The following is a 16,049-nucleotide window of genomic DNA, read 5'->3' as shown; positions in this document are numbered from 1 at the left end:
CAAGTCCATCTGCTGCAGCCGGATAAAGCTGTAAATCCAGAAAACGAAGAAGCCTGAAAGCAGTCTATGCCAGAGCAGGTAACAGCGGAGACTTTTCTAGCAGCTGTTCGATCTCACGGGCTGGACAAGGTCGACTAAACAGATACCCCTGTAACAGATCGCAACCTTCAGTATCCAGAAAAGCCAGATGCTGATGATCTTCCACACCTTCAGCAACCACTTTCATACCTAAAGCATGGGCCATCGTGATAATGGCGGAGAGAATAACGCCGTTGTTATGCTCCTGCAGATTCATAATAAAGCTACGATCAATTTTTAGAATATCGATGGGTAGATTTTGCAGATAACTCAGCGAAGAATAACCGGTACCAAAGTCATCCAGGGCAATGCTGATGCCTAGCTGATGCATTTTGTGCAGATTATCCAAAGCCAACCCCTCCCCTTGCAACAGTGCTGTTTCCGTCAACTCAACATACAGGTCATCCTTTGATAATTTATATTTAATCAACAAGTCGGCCATCTGCTGGGCGAAATCCGGTTGGTTGAGTTGTATGCTGGATACGTTAATCGCAATTTTCAGACAGGGAAGGTTGGATTTTTTCCAGACACTCTGCTGTTGCGCAGCTTCCTCCATCACCCACGCCCCAATTGCTAAGATCAGGCCATTCTCCTCGGCCAGTGGAATAAACTGATCCGGCGGCACCGCCCCCAACTGTGCATCATTCCAGCGAATTAACGCTTCTACGGACACTATTTCCTGTGTCTTACTGTCAATAATAGGTTGATAATGCAGCTCAAAATTAAGCTCATCCACTGCCTGATGCAAACGTTGATCGAGAAAAACCCGCTGCTCCGATAGCGTGGCAATAGTATTCGAAAAGAACTGATAATTGCCCTTACCCCGCATTTTCGCCTGATACATCGCCATATCCGCGTGTTTAATCAGATCTTCACCGGTATTACCATCATTTGGGTAGGTCGCTATACCAATACTGCAACCGATGTAACAAGGCTTGCCAAGAACATCGATGGGCTCAGATATCGCGCGGATAAGCCGATCGGCAACCTGACCGGCCATCAACTCTGTATCCAGATGTTGCAGCAGCAAGGTGAACTCATCGCCACCAAGACGCGCCACGCTGAGGAGCTCATCGCCACCGACAACACGACTCAGAGAATCATAGCCACGCAGATTGGCCTGAATAATATCGGCTACTTTCACCAATAGCTGATCACCGGCCTGATGCCCCTGGGTATCGTTAATATGTTTAAAATTATCCAGATCAATAAACAGCAAAGCCAGGCTGCCTTTGCTACGACGGGCAGTTTCAATTTCCCGACGCAGATTTTTTGCGAACATCAGTCGATTAGGTAACCCGGTCAGGCTGTCACTGAACGCCAGATTGCGAATCTTCTCATTTGATTCATTCAGCGCCAGGCTCATATTATTGAAGGAGTGACTGAGCTCGCCAATTTCATCATCACTTTGTACCGCAACCTGAACCAGTTGCTGCTGCTCTCCCAAACTGGCTAACGCCTGGTTCAGATTTTCTACCGGCTTTAAAAACTGTCTGCGCAGTAAAAACAAAAGTAATGGTATAGAACATGTTATTGCGGCAAGACAGACGATCAGCACCAGCTGGCTTATATCCCTGGAATCCTTAAGCAATTCACTTTGCGGAAACAGCATATGAACCCACAGTCCCTCTTGCAGTCGCCGACTGTGATGATGATATTGCTGATTATTCAGAAGAGGCAGGCTCATATCAGCCTGCTGTATAATATTTTGGGCCAGATCGTAGTCCGCCAATAACTGTGGCGTATCAAGCTCCTTTGAGGCGGCTAATATAGCACCTGAGGTATCCGTCAGTATAATCCCCCCCTGCGGCCAGGGAGAAGGACTCAAAGCATCGATCAACCGTTGCAGGCTGATAGTGAGACTCAGGTATCCACGCAATTTAGGGGCTGCCCTGAACGAGTCCACTGCAATATTAACTAAACGGATCTGACAAGAAACATAAAGCGCCAACGCTCCGTTATCTGGGTTAATACCGACCTGGGCTAAGGTATCCTGCTCTACAGAACGCATGGCTTGAAAAGTTGGGCTACTGGCCTCCTCTTCAATCAGGTTCGGCAGATCCCGGTTTACCAGGCGCAGATCTTCATAGCCATCCGGCAGTAAAACCCGAATTTCGTAATACTCGGGATACACCCGCTGAATAGTTAACAGCTTCTTCTGCAGTGGCCGTTGCAGCAAGCCATAGCGCTCTTCGGCATCCTCGGTTAACAGATAGTTCTTGAGCAGCAGATCATCAGAAAAGATTGATACATTGGCCTTAGCTGAAGCGATTGTCTGCTGCAGCTGATTATCGAACTGCTCTATCAGTGTATCAACTTGCTGACGACCTGTGTTTTCAGAACTGTTTTTAAGTTCGATATATGCCAGCAAACCGACCAGCAGCAAAGGCCCGGCAATCAGCGGTACGACAACGAGTGGTAACTTGGTACGCAGCTTCATAACGAGATTGACTCAATTCAGAAACATGGCTAAATCTTCTACCTCAACTCTCTACCTCAATACGTTAGCACTGATAGAGTTTCGTAAGCGCTGGGCGCGAGGCGCCGGGCGCTGATAAAACTCAGAAGACTTTAATTGAGATTGATCGGGATAAATAACAGGATCGCTAAGGAACTCAGGCGACAACAACGCTTCAGCAGCAAGGTTAGGCGACGCGTAGTAAACATACCGGGCCATCTGAGCTGCATTTTCTGGTTCATTTATAAAATTAAGGAAGGCATAGGCAAGCTCAACATTTTTTGCCTTACTGGCGAGGGTGAAATAATCGACCCAGATGTTGCCGCCCTCCTGCGGTAGAACATAGCGTATGTGTTCATTATGCTCTGCCAGCATTAACGCATCGCCGCTATACATTAATGCTGCAACAATATCACCACTCAGCATCGTTGAGGATTCATCCAGGTTAATGGAATCGTAAGTCGCAACGTGTGGTTTTTGCTCCAGCAACAGTGACTCGACTTCCTTAAGCTGATCACGATCGGCGCTGTTGGCAGAGTAGCCCAGCGCTTTCAGCCCCATACCGATAATATCCTTGGCATTCTTGACCATAGCCACCTTGCCCTGCAGTTCGGGTGCTGGCTGAAAAAGTTGTTGCCAGCTGGTGATCGGCGTTTTCACCAGATCGCTACGGTATACAATTCCGGTGGTACCCCAAAAATAGGGTACGGCATATTTTCCTGCCGCTTCGGTAGCTTCCCGCCAGCGTGGCGAAATATGTTTAATGTTGGGAATCTGACTGTAATCGATCTCAGCTATCCATTGATGTTTGGCGTATAAATACAGGTCGCTGTCACTGGCCAGTATCAGGTCATACCCTTCGGCGCTGTTTTCCTGCAGCATTTCGGTACGATTATCGTCAGAACTGTAATATACCTCGCTGATCTTCGCATCATAGCGTTGCTCGAATTTTTCGATTAATGCCGGATCCATATAATCAGACCAGTTGAGGATGATTAACTGACGTTCACCCGCACTAGCCGACGGCATATAACTCATCAGAGCTATGCTAACCACTACCAAAAAATGAAAACTGAATCTAAACATATCTACTTCCCCCAGAAACCGACTCATTCCGCTACAAGCCTAAGATGTAATCTGACATTCAACAAACAGGCACTACCCAATCTGGGTATTCATTAATCCACTGATTTATTGGGGTTTTATCGCTAAAGACCTGATACTAGGAAAAGAGCAACATATCAGAACCTAACACCCACAATGCCTTGTTCGCAGGCACTGACTGCCAGAGCATATTTAAACGTCAGCTATACGTAACGCAATGCAGTAGCCGGGTTGTAATCCAATTCTTCTATACTGCCAGACAGCTGCTACTTCCAGGCTTACCCCGGAGGAATTCTCTATGCAACCCCGCCTTACCCATTTTGCCCTTCATGTCGCGGATATCGAGGCCTGCATCAGTTTTTATCAAAACTACTGCCATATGCAGATCATCCACCAGCGGAAAACGCCTGGCCATAGAGTTGTCTGGCTGGCAGAACCGGGCCGTGAGCATGAGTTAATTATGGTCATTCTCGGCGGCGGCCCTGCGCGACCGCAGTTGGAGAACGACTACAGTCACCTGGGCTTCGCCGTTAACAGCAAGGACGAAGTAGATGTTATTGCAAAACAAGCGAAACAAAGAGGCGACCTGATCTGGCCACCTATACAGGAACCCTATCCCGTAGGATACTACTGTGGTCTGGTGGATCCTAACGGCAATTACGTCGAATTCAGTTACGGCCAGCCGCTGGGACCAGGGTCAGAAGATATGCCATTGCAGTAGCTAATACGAGTTTAGTCCGGAGTGACTTATATAATAGGCTTGAAGAACAGCACCGCAACAATTAACGACTTAGGTGGGACAGACCGCTGAACAGAAAAAGCACAAAATCCTTCTTTATTTTGATGAGTATGAGTCAGATATTGTTCTTTGTAAGAAGAGCAAGTCAGGTCTTATTCCGTACCGGTCTTTTTATCCCTTTTGACCTGTTCCTGAACTCCCTCTGCAGGACAAATAAAACTTCTCCACCTAGTCCGTTTATGTGTGCCGGAAACAACAGGAACGGAGTAGATTGATCTACAGATAGCCATAAAACCTGCTCAGAACCATATTGATAAAAGGGATACTTACCATGACAACTCCATATAATCTTATCGGTGGCGAGAACGGCGTGCGAAAGCTGGCCAGAGAGTTTTATGACGTGATGTCGAGCCGTTCTGAAGCTAAAACAATCCGCGAGATGCACGCGCCTGACCTGAGCCTAATAGAAGATAAGCTATATATGTTCCTCTCCGGCTGGATGGGCGGCCCCGACCTTTACTTTGAGAAATACGGCACCGTCTGCCTGACAAACCCACACGCCAACTATGCTATCGGTAATAACGAACGGGATCAGTGGTTAGACTGCATGGACCAGGCACTGGAGAAAATAGGTGCCTCAGACGAACTCAAAGCCATGCTAAAACAGCCGATGTTTAATATCGCTGACCTGGTTAAAAATCGGTAGCGCAGCGCTTCGCGCTGCAAGACTATTGAACAAGTTCAGCTAGCTAGAACGGAAGGAAAACCTTCCTGCTAGTGGCCAGACCGCCGCTACGCGGCTAGCTAGAAAAAGCATACAGGCCTTCTTAACAAAGAATACTGGTTCAGTCTGCTCAGTCTCTTTGTAAGACGGGTAGGTTGGTTTAAGCGCAGCGAAGCCCAACATAATAAAGCCGCCAGATAAAGCGTAAAAAGGCACAACAGAACCCAGCGGCTTGTTCATTTAACAACAGTTGCGCAAGCAATGTTCAGTACTTGTAGCACTATTTCCCAGCCCTGCAACAATGGCAAGCTTTTGCCTTGCGGCAATATTTCTGCCGGTAAAGTTACCTTAAGGCAACCCTCTCTGTATTACCGATTGCTGAGTCACTACTACTTCCTGGGGCTGTAGCCCGAAAATAAAATACCGAATAGCTGGTGTCGATCTTGCTTACTTTCCTGTTACAGAAAACAGGGAGGATAAATAATGTTGCCATCAATCAGCTTAAGTTCAGAATCAGTCAGCCTGTTGCGGGTACGTGGATTATCTGTTCAACAAGTGGATGACTTCAGCGAACTGCTGAACAAAGCTCACCAGCAGCAGTCACAGGACAGATCAGCAAAACAGGTTCTCGCCGAGATGTCCGGCGACGAACTGGCACTGTTGCAAAAAGCGACCAGTCTGGCCAGTAACATCAACGTCAGCTCTCTCAGCAACGAAGGCGCGATAAACCTGCTCGCCCAGCCCGATAAAACAGGCATGGTCGATCTTAACAATGACGGAGTGGTGGAAATTGGCATCGCTAAGATGGTCACATTTCCGCCGGTCAATGCCCCGGACAGCGTCCATCAGGCCTGGGATAAAGCCACCGAGAACATGGCCGAAGGCGACAAGATGATCATGCAACTTCACATGCATACCACAGTATATGGCTTCCAGATAGAAGGCCTGCCAACCAAGGAGCCAATCTCCCCTGAAGCGCAATGGTCAGAAACAGGCTGGCAACAGCTATTGGCAACCCTTCGCTCGGCGCTCGAGTTCTCAGTCGGCATAGACGGCTGGACGAGGATGAATGTAGTTCGGCAGGATTTTTACGACAGGTTTGAAGGAGAGCTCCGTCATAGTTGACGGCTTAGGTGGGCCAAACCGCTGAACAAGTTCAGCTAGCGAGAACGCGCTTCGCGCTTGCTAGTGGCCAGACCGCCGCTGCGCGGCTAGCTAAAAAAAGCATAAATCCCTTCTTGAAATAGTACTGTAGGAGCGACGCCCCCGTCGCGATTAACTCCCTATCGCGACGAGGGCGTCGCTCCTACAAAAGCAGACCTGCATGAGGTATAAATGGGGTCAGAGTAAAGGTATAAATGGGGTCAGAGTAAAATAAAATCTCAACCCCACCCTGCTTACAAAGCACTTATCCTACAAAGTACAAAAAGAAAGCTCTCTTAGCCACTAGCAAGCGCGAAGCGCGTTCTAGCTAGCCGCGCAGCGGCGGTCTAGCTAGTCGAGGAACGAGACGGTCTGCTTTCAATCAAAATTTATTCTATAAACCTCTGGCAGTTCCTTATAAGTCGAAACATCCACCCCCAGGTCTTTGATAATTCCGTCACCTACGCCGTAGATCCAGCCATGAACTGAGAGTTCCTGGCCATTCGTCCATGCTTTCTGAACCACTTTGCTGTGACAGATATTGGCAACCTGCTCCTGTACATTGAGTTCGCACATCAGGTCGACCCGTTTTTTAGGATCAGGCTCTTTTTTCAGCTCTTCACGGTGTTTATAGCCGATATCTTTAAGGTGGCGGATCCAGTTATCTATCAGCCCAAGATCCTTATTGCTGAGAGAGGCAGCAACACCACCGCAGCCGTAGTGGCCGCAAACAATAATATGCTTAACCTTAAGCACGTCTACCGCATAGTGCAGCACTGAGATACAGTTAAGGTCGGTGTGCAACACCATATTGGCGATATTCCGGTGCACAAACAGTTCACCGGGCATCAACCCGACAATCTCGTTTGCCGGTACCCGGCTATCGGAACAACCGATCCAGAGATATTCCGGCGTCTGCTGATTCTCCAGCGCTTTAAAAAAACCAGGATGAGACTTCTCGATCTCCTCCGCCCAGGCTTTGTTGCTTTCCAATAGGTCGCTTAGCATATCGGCTCTACCTAACCTTTAAATGGTAACTGAAAGAAATGACTTCGAAAAAAAAGACCGCTGAACAAGCTCAGCTAGCTAGAACAAAAGGTAAACCTTCCTGCTAATAGCTAGAAAAAACCTTAAAGCCTGTTGGGCTTCGCTACGCTCAGACCAACCTACCCGTCATACGAAGTGTTCGTCAGGCAGTTCTGCAAGCCACCAGTTTAGAAGGCCTTTTTGCTTTTTCTAGCTAACATCGCTTGCGATGTAGTCTAGCCACTAGCAGCTGAGCTTGCTCAGCGTTCTAGCTAGCGGCGCAGCCGCGGTCTGTTTTATTGAACAAGCATTGAATCTGCACCGTGCAGATCTATACCAGTAATATCGGCACTAGAAGCTAAGATCGAGATGTACTGGTTAACACTGCGACGGTAGACCTGTTCCTGCAGGTAAGTGCGGATCTTGTCCATCACGAATTCATACTCCAGCGGGTCGCCGGAAACTTTCTTGTCGACGCGCACGATGTGGTAACCGTAGCGGCTTTCTACCGGGTTCGGGCACAGGCCCTCTTCCATCGGAAATACCTGGCGCTCAAATTCCGGGACGGTAGAACCTTTGCTCAGCTGTCCCATCTCGCCACCCAGCTCTTTCGACGGGCAGTCGGAAAACTGCATTGCCAGTGCCGCAAACTGATCTGGATCCTGCTGTAGCTGAGCAATCAGCGTTTCGGCCTGCTCCTGACGGCTGTGACGCTCTTCCGGGTCGGATGGATCGGCACCCAGCAGAATATGGCTGGCGGCGATCAGATCAGGAGAACGGAATTTTTCCGGGTTGGCTTTAAAGTACTGGAAGCAGGCGTCTTCATCGGCATCCGGCTGCTTTACTTCCTGTGACAGCAGTGCCGCGATCAGCGCTTCGTCGTTTTCAACCGCATCCTGCCCCTCAGTGTTAAGGTCCAGCTCACGGGCTTTTTGCAGCAGTAACTCTTTAACTACCAGCGCCTGAGCGGCCTGATTTCGGGCCAGCTCCAGCTCTTCTGCCGGATGGTATTGCATCTCAGCAATAATATCGTTTTCCTGAATCAGGATCTGGTTTACCCGAACTTCCGGAAAGTCTTGTTCGGCAATGGCTTTGGTATCGATAAGTTGCATAAGGGTGCCTCGATATTACGTGTCTGGTCTGGCTTTCGCGATTATCTGTGAAAGTGCTTTTATAAGGATATTAAGGATAAAACCGGCTTATAAAAGTACTCTAAAGAGGTATATAGGGGAGTATTTCAGGATTAATCAACAGCGGTATGATCTGTGACAATAATCAAGCTTTGATACTGACTTTAAAAATGCAACAGGGGTGTCGCCACCCCTGTTTAACCCTTTCTAAAGGCTTTCAGATACGTTGCGCGAATTAACGCTGACGAACGATCTGGTAGTTACGTGCGAAGTACTTCACCGGTACGCTCCAGATGTGAACCATCCGGGTGAACGGGAACACAACGAACATAGTCAGGCCAACAAAGATGTGCAGCTTGTAGATGATACCAACACCGTAGATATGCTGTGCAGCATCAGCCTGGAAAGTCACCAGACCCTGAGCCCAGTTTGCCAGCATCAGCATCACGCTGCCGTCCAGGTGTCCCATTGAGAATGGGATGGTCAACAGACCCAGTGATACCTGAACAAACAGCAGCACCAGGATGAAGATATCAGCACCGGAGCTGGTAGCACGAACACGTGGATCACCCAGGCGACGCTTTAACAGCAGGAAGCAGCCAACCCAGCACAGCAGACCAGCAGCACCACCACTAATGATCGCAAGCAGCTGCTTGTTACCAGTAGAGATGAACGGCTCGTACAGCGCGTGTGGAGTTAACAGACCAACTAAGTGTCCGAAGAAGATAAACAGCACGCCCACGTGGAACATGTTGCTCGCAGCACGGAACCCTTTCGAGCTCAGCATCTGGCTGGAACTTGCACGCCAGGTAAACTGCTCACGGTCATAACGAATCCAGCTGGCAATCAGGAAGATTGCGCCGGCAAGGTATGGGTAAACCCCAAAAAGTAGATCATTAATATATGACATTGTTATTCTCCCGGGCTCTTACGAACCGGCTATGCCAGCCTGAGCGTTATTAGTCGAATTATCGAGAACCTGCACTACTGAGACAGATTCAAACTCTTTGCGACGCTGAGTAATGGCATCATCGCCACAACCACTGACCGCACTGCCTTCAGTAAAGGACACCATCTCTTCTTCCCAGATCTTATCCAGGGCTTCAGGCGTGTCGTCCCGCTCTTCTTTCTCGACTTTCTCTTTCAACTCAGTACGGTCGACCTCAAGGCCGGCCACACTCAGCACCGCATTAAACAGCACCGCATAGTGGCATTCACGCTGCTCAAGACGGGTCGCCAGCAACGCCAGAATTTCACTGACTTCCGTTAACCACTGCTGCACTTCCTCTGCAGGACGCATCGACAGGTATTCAAGGAATAACGGAATGTAATCCGGCAGTTCACGTACGTCGATTGCGAAACCTTTGTCCTCATAAACGGACATCAGGTCAACCATCGCCTGACCACGGTCACGGGATTCACCGTGCACGTGTTCAAACAACAGCAACGACAGCGAGCGACCACGATCGAAGTTACCGACGTAATAATCCTGCGCATCCAGCAGATCCTGAGAGCAGATCTTCTGAACGAACTCAATCAGAGCCGTTTTCTGGTCTTCGGCCAGCTGCGCATCGCTGCGCAGCGCCTCAATCAGTTCCTCACGACCCTCAAAGAGCTCAGCTTCAGGATAATCCATCAGCAATGAGATCACTTTAAGGCTACGCATCGGTCAGCTCCTTCGGGTCCACCTGCGTCACGCCACTGATCTTCTGGACCATTGTAACGTTCTGCTTCTTGGCACCGAACAGATTGAACTCAGACTCGCCACCGGCACAACCGTTACCGAAGGAGAAGCCACAACCACTACGCTCTGGGAAGGCTTCTTTAGCCAGCTCACGGTGGCTGGTCGGTACTACAAAACGGTCTTCGTAGTTAGCGATCGCCAGGTAGCGGTACATCTCTTTAGCCTGGTTTTCGGTCAGACCAGCTTCTTCCAGAACCTCCAGATTCAGCTTGCCTTCAACCTGCTCATCACGCTTGTAAGCACGCATCGCCAGGATACGCTTGAGCGCTTCTTTAACAGGCTTCTCGTCACCGGCAGTCAGCAGGTTAGCCAGATACTTAACCGGGATTCGCAGGGAATCAACATCCGGCAGCGCACCGTTCATACCGATCTTGCCAGCATCAGCTGCAGACTGGATCGGGCTCAGTGGTGGCACGTACCAAACCATCGGCAGAGTACGGTACTCAGGGTGCAGTGGCAGAGCCAGTTTCCAGTCCATCGCCATTTTGTAAACCGGCGAGTTCTGGGCTGCTTTGATCACGTTATCCGTAACACCATCTTTACGGGCCTGAGCGATAACTTCCGGATCGTTAGGATCAAGGAAGATCTCCAGTTGCTTCTCGTACAGATCCTGCTCGTTACCGCTGGCCGCTACTTCTTTAATGCGGTCCGCATCATAAAGCAGTACACCGAGGTAACGGATACGACCTACACAGGTCTCAGAGCAGACAGTAGGCAAACCGGATTCGATCCGTGGGTAACAGAAGATACACTTCTCTGACTTACCGGTTTTCCAGTTGTAGTAGATCTTCTTGTAAGGGCAGCCGCTGACACACATACGCCAGCCGCGACACTTGTCCTGATCGATCAGTACGATACCGTCTTCCTCACGCTTGTAGATCGCGCCGCTTGGGCAAGATGCTACACAAGCAGGGTTCAGACAGTGCTCACACAGACGTGGCAGGTACATCATGAAGGTGTTCTCGAACTGGCCGTAGATCTCCTTCTGGATGTTATCGAAGTTCTTATCTTTAGACCGCTTGGAGAACTCAGTACCCAGGATCTCCTCCCAGTTTGGACCCCACTCGATCTTTTCCATGCGGTCACCGGTAATCAGTGAGCGTGGACGGGCAACCGGCTGATGCTTGCCTTCCGGCGCATTGTGCAGGTGCTGGTAGTCAAAATCGAACGGCTCATAATAGTCGTCAATCTCCGGCAGGTCCGGGTTGGCGAAGATATTCGCCAACACGCGCCATTTACCACCGATACGCGGCTCGATATCACCGGTAGCAGTACGCTTCCAGCCACCGTTCCACTTATCCTGGTTCTCCCACTCTTTCGGGTAACCGATACCAGGCTTAGATTCAACGTTGTTGAACCACGCATATTCCATACCCTCACGGGAGGTCCATACGTTTTTACAGGTAATTGAGCAGGTGTGACAACCGATACACTTATCGAGATTCAGCACCATGCCTACTTGAGAACGAATTTTCATTTCACGGCCTCCTGAACGGTGTCATTGTTTTCGCCGTCCAACCAGTCGATACGCTTCATCTTACGTACCACAACAAACTCATCACGGTTAGAACCTACTGTACCGTAGTAGTTAAAGCCGTAAGACTGCTGAGCATAACCACCAATCATATGGGTCGGCTTAGGACATACACGGGTTACCGAGTTGTGGATACCACCACGGGTACCGGTTGTTTCAGCGCCTGGTACGTTGACGATACGCTCCTGAGCGTGATACATCATGGTCATACCTTCGTTGACACGCTGCGATACAACAGCACGGGCAGCTAGCGCACCGTTAGCGTTGAAGATCTCAACCCAGTCGTTATCTTCAATACCCGCTTTCTCAGCATCGACTTCAGACATCCAGATGATCGGACCACCACGGGACAGCGTCAGCATGATCAGGTTGTCACTGTAAGTAGAGTGGATACCCCACTTCTGGTGCGGTGTGATCCAGTTCAACGCGATTTCCGGGTTGCCGTTAGACTTCTTGTTCATCAGCGGCTTAACCGACTTGGTGTTGATCGGCGGACGATACACCAGCAAGCTCTCACCGAAGTCACGCATCCACTCATGATCCTGGTAGAACTGCTGACGACCGGTCACGGTACGCCAAGGGATCAATTCATGAACGTTGGTGTAACAAGCGTTATAAGACACGTGCTCATCTTCCAGACCTGACCAGGTCGGAGAGGAGATAATCTTACGTGGCTGCGCCTGTACATCACGGAAGCGAATCTTCTCTTCCTCTTTCGGCTTAGCCAGATGCGTATGATCCAGACCGGTATACTCGCTCAGAGCTTCCCACGCCTTAACTGCAACAGCACCGTTAGTTTCTGGCGCCAGGCTGAGGATCATCTCACAAGCATCGATTGCTGATTCCAGCTTGGCACGACCTTCGGAAGCACCCTCTTCAGTGTGCGTCCAGTTCAGCTGCTTCAGGAACTCAACTTCTTCCTTAGTATCCCAGGTAATACCCTTACCGCCGTTACCCAGAGATTCCAGTAATGGACCTACAGAGGTGAAACGTTTGTAAGTATTCGGGTAGTCACGTTCAACCACCGCAAGAGTAGGCATAGACACACCAGGTACAGGCTCACATTCGCCCTTCTTCCAGTCCATAACGCCCAACGGCTGCGCCAGCTCTCCCGGAGTATCGTGCTGCATTGGTACAGTAACGATATCTTTCTCAACACCCAGATGACCAACACAAACCTTAGAGAATGCCTCGGCGATACCTTTGTAGATATCCCAGTCAGAGCGTGCTTCCCATGCTGGGTCGGTTGCTGCAGACAGTGGGTGAATGAACGGGTGCATGTCAGAAGTATTCAGGTCGTCTTTCTCGTACCATGTTGCCGTTGGCAGCACGATATCGGAGTACAGACAGGTAGTCGACATACGGAAATCAAGCGTTACCAGCAGGTCAAGTTTGCCCTCTGCACCCTTGTCATGCCATACCACTTCTTCTGGCTTCTTAAGACCATCTTGACCCAGATCTTTGTTCATCACGCCGTTGTTAGTACCCAGCAGGTACTTCAGCAGGTATTCGTGCCCCTTACCGGAAGAACCCAGCAGGTTAGAACGCCAGACGAACAGGTTACGCGGGAAGTTCTGCGGGTTATCAGGATCTTCTGCAGCAAAGCCCAGTGCGCCGGACTTCAGCTGCTCAACCGTGTAATCCTGTGGTGACTTACCTTCTGCTTCAGCAGACTTAACGATATCCAGCGGGTTACGGCTCAGCTGTGGTGCTGATGGCAACCAACCCATACGCTCAGCGCGCACGTTGTAATCGATCAGGCTACCGGTCCACTTAGACTTATCAGCCAGTGGAGACAGGATCTCATCAACATCCAGTCGCTCATAACGCCATTGGCTGGAGTGATTGTAGAAGAAAGAGGTACCGTTCATGTGACGTGGCGGACGCGACCAGTCCAGACCGAATGCCAGAGGCAACCAGCCGCACTGTGGACGCAGTTTTTCCTGACCTACGTAGTGTGCCCAGCCACCACCGGACTGACCAACACAACCACACAAGATCAGCATGTTCATCAGACCACGGTAGTTCATATCCATGTGGTACCAGTGGTTCATACCGGCGCCAACGATAACCATGGAACGACCCTTGGTCTTGTTAGCGTTATCGGCGAACTCACGAGCTACCTGGATAACCACATCACGGCTTACGCCAGTGATAGGCTCCTGCCATGCTGGAGTATAAGGCGCGTTATCGTCGTAAGACTTAGCAACGAAGTCACCACCCAGACCACGGTCAACACCGTAGTTAGCCAGCATCAGGTCGTATACGGTTACTACCAGCTTTTCGCCATCAACAGTGTTGATCTTCTTAGCCGGCAGGTTGTGATGTACTACATCAGCAAACTTGTTGTGGGTGAAGTGCTCATTCTCTTCACCACCGAAGTAAGGGAAGCCGACAGAGACAACTTCGTCATGACTATCCAGCAGAGACAGTTTCAGAGTCGTTGAGCGACCTTCACTGGCTTCTTTCTCTTCAGTGTTCCACTTACCTTTCTCACCCCAACGGAAACCGATGGAACCGTTTGGTACAACAAAGCTGTTGCTCTGCTCATCAAAGGCTACAGTCTTCCACTCAGGGTTGTTGTCCTGGCCCAGGCCAGCGTCAAAATCAGAGGCACGGGTGAAACGACCGGCAGCGTAAGATCCGTCTTCACGCTTCTCCAGCTCTACCAGGAATGGCATATCCGTGGTGCGACGTACGTAATCGGTAAAGTACTCGCTTGGATTATCAACGTGGAACTCTTTAAGGATAACGTGACCGAAAGCCATCGCCAGTGCCGCGTCAGTACCCTGCTTAGGGTTAATCCACAGGTCACACAGCTTAGCAACTTCGGAGTAATCCGGCGTGATACCAACAGTCTTAGTACCCTTATAACGCACTTCGGTAAAGAAGTGGGCATCCGGTGTACGGGTCTGAGGTACGTTAGAACCCCAGGCAATGATGTAGTTTGAGTTGTACCAGTCAGCTGACTCAGGTACGTCGGTCTGCTCACCCCAGGTCATTGGCGACGCTGGCGGCAGGTCACAGTACCAATCGTAGAAACTCAGGCAGACACCACCGATCAGAGACAGGTAGCGGGCACCGGCAGCGTAGGACACCATGGACATCGCAGGGATCGGCGAGAAGCCCATCACCCGGTCAGGACCGAAATTCTTAGTTGTATAGACGTTCGCCGCAGCGATCATCTCATTCACTTCATTCCAGCTGGAACGGACGAAACCACCCTGACCACGCTTAGTCTTATAGGACTGTGCTTTTGCGTCGTCTTCAACAATAGACGCCCAGGCTTCAACCGGCTCCATCGTTGCACGCGCGGCACGCCACAGTTTCAGCAGGCTCTTACGTACAGTTGGATACTTCAGACGGTTAGCACTGTAGATGTACCAGGAATAACTGGCGCCACGCGGACAGCCACGAGGTTCGTGGTTTGGCAGGTCCGGGCGGGTACGTGGATAATCGGTCTGCTGTGTTTCCCAGGTGATCAGACCGTTTTTAACGTAGATCTTCCAGGAGCAGGAACCAGTACAGTTAACACCGTGAGTGGAGCGCACGACCTTATCGTGCTGCCAGCGGTTACGGTAACCATCTTCCCAGGAACGACTTTCCGCAGTGGTATCACCATGCCCTTTGGAAAACGTGCCCGTTTTTTTATTCAAAAATCTTAATCGATCAAGCAAGTGACTCATAATGTGTCCCCTGAAACCTTCTCGTTGGTCAGGACGAAGCAAGCTCCGAACTCTATTATTATGCTTAAAACCAGTTCGTCATCTGGCTAGGATGACAGACCGGAAATTGACTCTGGCAGACAGCAGTACCGGTACCTCATACCCGTACCGCAGCTTACTGTTGCTCCAAAGTACGGCAGTTCCCATTTAAGGGTGTTGACGCAGATCAATGTTTGAAAACGCTGCAATGCACCATAAACACCGATATACCACCATTGAGGTATAACATTAAAAAGCCCTAACCTCTTGTTTTATATCTATTTTTAATCAATACAACCCTTAAGTAACGAAAATAGTGTTAACACCATTTCTTTGTAGGTATTCCCCCACAAAAGCCGAAGGCTTTTGAGTCGCTAGACCGCAGAACAAGTTCTGCTAGCTAGTGGCTAGAACGCGGCTGCGCCGCTCGCTAGAAAAAACGTTACTACCTTCTTCAGTCAATATGTACATGATTCAACATCAGAACTTTGTAAGAATTGTAGGTTGGTGCCGAGCGCAGCGATGCCCAACACTTTCTGCAAGACACAAAAAAACCGCCCGGGGGCGGTTTTTGCTTTTGCTTTTCTAGCTAGCCGAACTTGTTCGGCGATCTAGCTAGGTGAGCTTGCTCACCGGTCTGGCGAGCAAAGCTTTGCTTTGCGGTC

At 49.9% G+C, this 16,049-nt stretch carries 11 protein-coding genes; 3 read left to right on the top strand and 8 right to left on the bottom strand.

Features of this window, described 5'->3' with window-relative positions:
* Positions 1-64: 64 nt before the first annotated feature.
* Complete coding sequence (locus ACQUQM_RS02735; protein WP_432472947.1) at positions 65-2,518, bottom strand: bifunctional diguanylate cyclase/phosphodiesterase; 2,454 nt, start codon at positions 2,516-2,518, stop codon at positions 65-67.
* A gap of 51 nt (positions 2,519-2,569) precedes the next feature.
* Positions 2,570-3,622 carry an ABC transporter substrate-binding protein gene (locus tag ACQUQM_RS02730; RefSeq protein WP_432472946.1) on the bottom strand — a complete coding sequence of 351 codons (1,053 nt, stop codon included), beginning with the start codon at positions 3,620-3,622 and terminating at the stop codon, positions 2,570-2,572.
* Between the two features lie 316 nt (positions 3,623-3,938).
* Here ACQUQM_RS02730 and ACQUQM_RS02725 point away from each other — a divergent pair, with 316 nt between their 5' ends.
* The 3 genes from ACQUQM_RS02725 (at position 3,939) to ACQUQM_RS02715 (ending at position 6,228) form a co-directional block, all read left to right on the top strand.
* Positions 3,939-4,361 (top strand): VOC family protein, encoded by a 423-nt coding sequence (locus tag ACQUQM_RS02725; RefSeq protein ID WP_432472945.1) that lies wholly within the window; start codon positions 3,939-3,941, stop codon positions 4,359-4,361.
* Between the two features lie 349 nt (positions 4,362-4,710).
* Positions 4,711-5,085, top strand: a complete 375-nt coding sequence (locus tag ACQUQM_RS02720) for a group II truncated hemoglobin (RefSeq protein WP_432472944.1) — start codon at positions 4,711-4,713, stop codon at positions 5,083-5,085.
* A 501-nt stretch (positions 5,086-5,586) separates the two neighbouring features.
* Positions 5,587-6,228, top strand: coding sequence for a hypothetical protein (locus ACQUQM_RS02715; protein ID WP_432472943.1), 642 nt, complete (start codon positions 5,587-5,589; stop codon positions 6,226-6,228).
* A gap of 396 nt (positions 6,229-6,624) precedes the next feature.
* On the opposite strand, the gene can is transcribed toward ACQUQM_RS02715, so the two are convergent.
* The 6 genes from can to ACQUQM_RS02685 form a co-directional block, all read right to left on the bottom strand.
* On the bottom strand, positions 6,625-7,254 hold the full coding sequence (gene can, locus ACQUQM_RS02710) for a carbonate dehydratase (RefSeq protein WP_432472942.1): 630 nt from the start codon (positions 7,252-7,254) through the stop codon (positions 6,625-6,627).
* Positions 7,255-7,568: 314 nt separating this feature from the next.
* Positions 7,569-8,384 (bottom strand): peptidylprolyl isomerase, encoded by an 816-nt coding sequence (locus ACQUQM_RS02705; protein WP_432472941.1) that lies wholly within the window; start codon positions 8,382-8,384, stop codon positions 7,569-7,571.
* Positions 8,385-8,637: 253 nt separating this feature from the next.
* Positions 8,638-9,312: a respiratory nitrate reductase subunit gamma gene (gene narI, locus ACQUQM_RS02700; RefSeq protein ID WP_432472940.1), complete on the bottom strand. Its 675-nt coding sequence runs from the start codon at positions 9,310-9,312 to the stop codon at positions 8,638-8,640.
* Between the two features lie 18 nt (positions 9,313-9,330).
* Positions 9,331-10,068: a nitrate reductase molybdenum cofactor assembly chaperone gene (narJ, locus tag ACQUQM_RS02695; RefSeq protein WP_432472939.1), complete on the bottom strand. Its 738-nt coding sequence runs from the start codon at positions 10,066-10,068 to the stop codon at positions 9,331-9,333.
* Positions 10,061-11,623 carry a nitrate reductase subunit beta gene (gene narH / locus ACQUQM_RS02690; protein ID WP_432472938.1) on the bottom strand — a complete coding sequence of 521 codons (1,563 nt, stop codon included), beginning with the start codon at positions 11,621-11,623 and terminating at the stop codon, positions 10,061-10,063. Before narH ends, narJ begins: the two co-directional genes overlap by 8 nt.
* Positions 11,620-15,366: a nitrate reductase subunit alpha gene (locus ACQUQM_RS02685; RefSeq protein WP_432472937.1), complete on the bottom strand. Its 3,747-nt coding sequence runs from the start codon at positions 15,364-15,366 to the stop codon at positions 11,620-11,622. Before ACQUQM_RS02685 ends, narH begins: the two co-directional genes overlap by 4 nt.
* Positions 15,367-16,049: the final 683 nt, after the last annotated feature.

This window comes from Amphritea sp. HPY (assembly GCF_050870985.1).
Classification (GTDB): domain Bacteria; phylum Pseudomonadota; class Gammaproteobacteria; order Pseudomonadales; family Balneatricaceae; genus Amphritea.
The sequence above is the reverse complement of the archived record's forward strand: the minus strand, read 5'-3'. Positions and strand labels throughout refer to the sequence as shown.

What these genes read in the sequence shown, in the direction of transcription:
- ACQUQM_RS02735 (WP_432472947.1), bottom strand. Translation starts at nt 2,518, where the DNA reads ATGAAGCTGCGTACCAAGTTACCACTCGTTGTCGTACCGCTGATTGCC.
- ACQUQM_RS02730 (WP_432472946.1), bottom strand. Translation starts at nt 3,622, where the DNA reads ATGTTTAGATTCAGTTTTCATTTTTTGGTAGTGGTTAGCATAGCTCTG.
- ACQUQM_RS02725 (WP_432472945.1), top strand. Translation starts at nt 3,939, where the DNA reads ATGCAACCCCGCCTTACCCATTTTGCCCTTCATGTCGCGGATATCGAG.
- ACQUQM_RS02720 (WP_432472944.1), top strand. Translation starts at nt 4,711, where the DNA reads ATGACAACTCCATATAATCTTATCGGTGGCGAGAACGGCGTGCGAAAG.
- ACQUQM_RS02715 (WP_432472943.1), top strand. Translation starts at nt 5,587, where the DNA reads ATGTTGCCATCAATCAGCTTAAGTTCAGAATCAGTCAGCCTGTTGCGG.
- can (WP_432472942.1), bottom strand. Translation starts at nt 7,254, where the DNA reads ATGCTAAGCGACCTATTGGAAAGCAACAAAGCCTGGGCGGAGGAGATC.
- ACQUQM_RS02705 (WP_432472941.1), bottom strand. Translation starts at nt 8,384, where the DNA reads ATGCAACTTATCGATACCAAAGCCATTGCCGAACAAGACTTTCCGGAA.
- narI (WP_432472940.1), bottom strand. Translation starts at nt 9,312, where the DNA reads ATGTCATATATTAATGATCTACTTTTTGGGGTTTACCCATACCTTGCC.
- narJ (WP_432472939.1), bottom strand. Translation starts at nt 10,068, where the DNA reads ATGCGTAGCCTTAAAGTGATCTCATTGCTGATGGATTATCCTGAAGCT.
- narH (WP_432472938.1), bottom strand. Translation starts at nt 11,623, where the DNA reads ATGAAAATTCGTTCTCAAGTAGGCATGGTGCTGAATCTCGATAAGTGT.
- ACQUQM_RS02685 (WP_432472937.1), bottom strand. Translation starts at nt 15,366, where the DNA reads ATGAGTCACTTGCTTGATCGATTAAGATTTTTGAATAAAAAAACGGGC.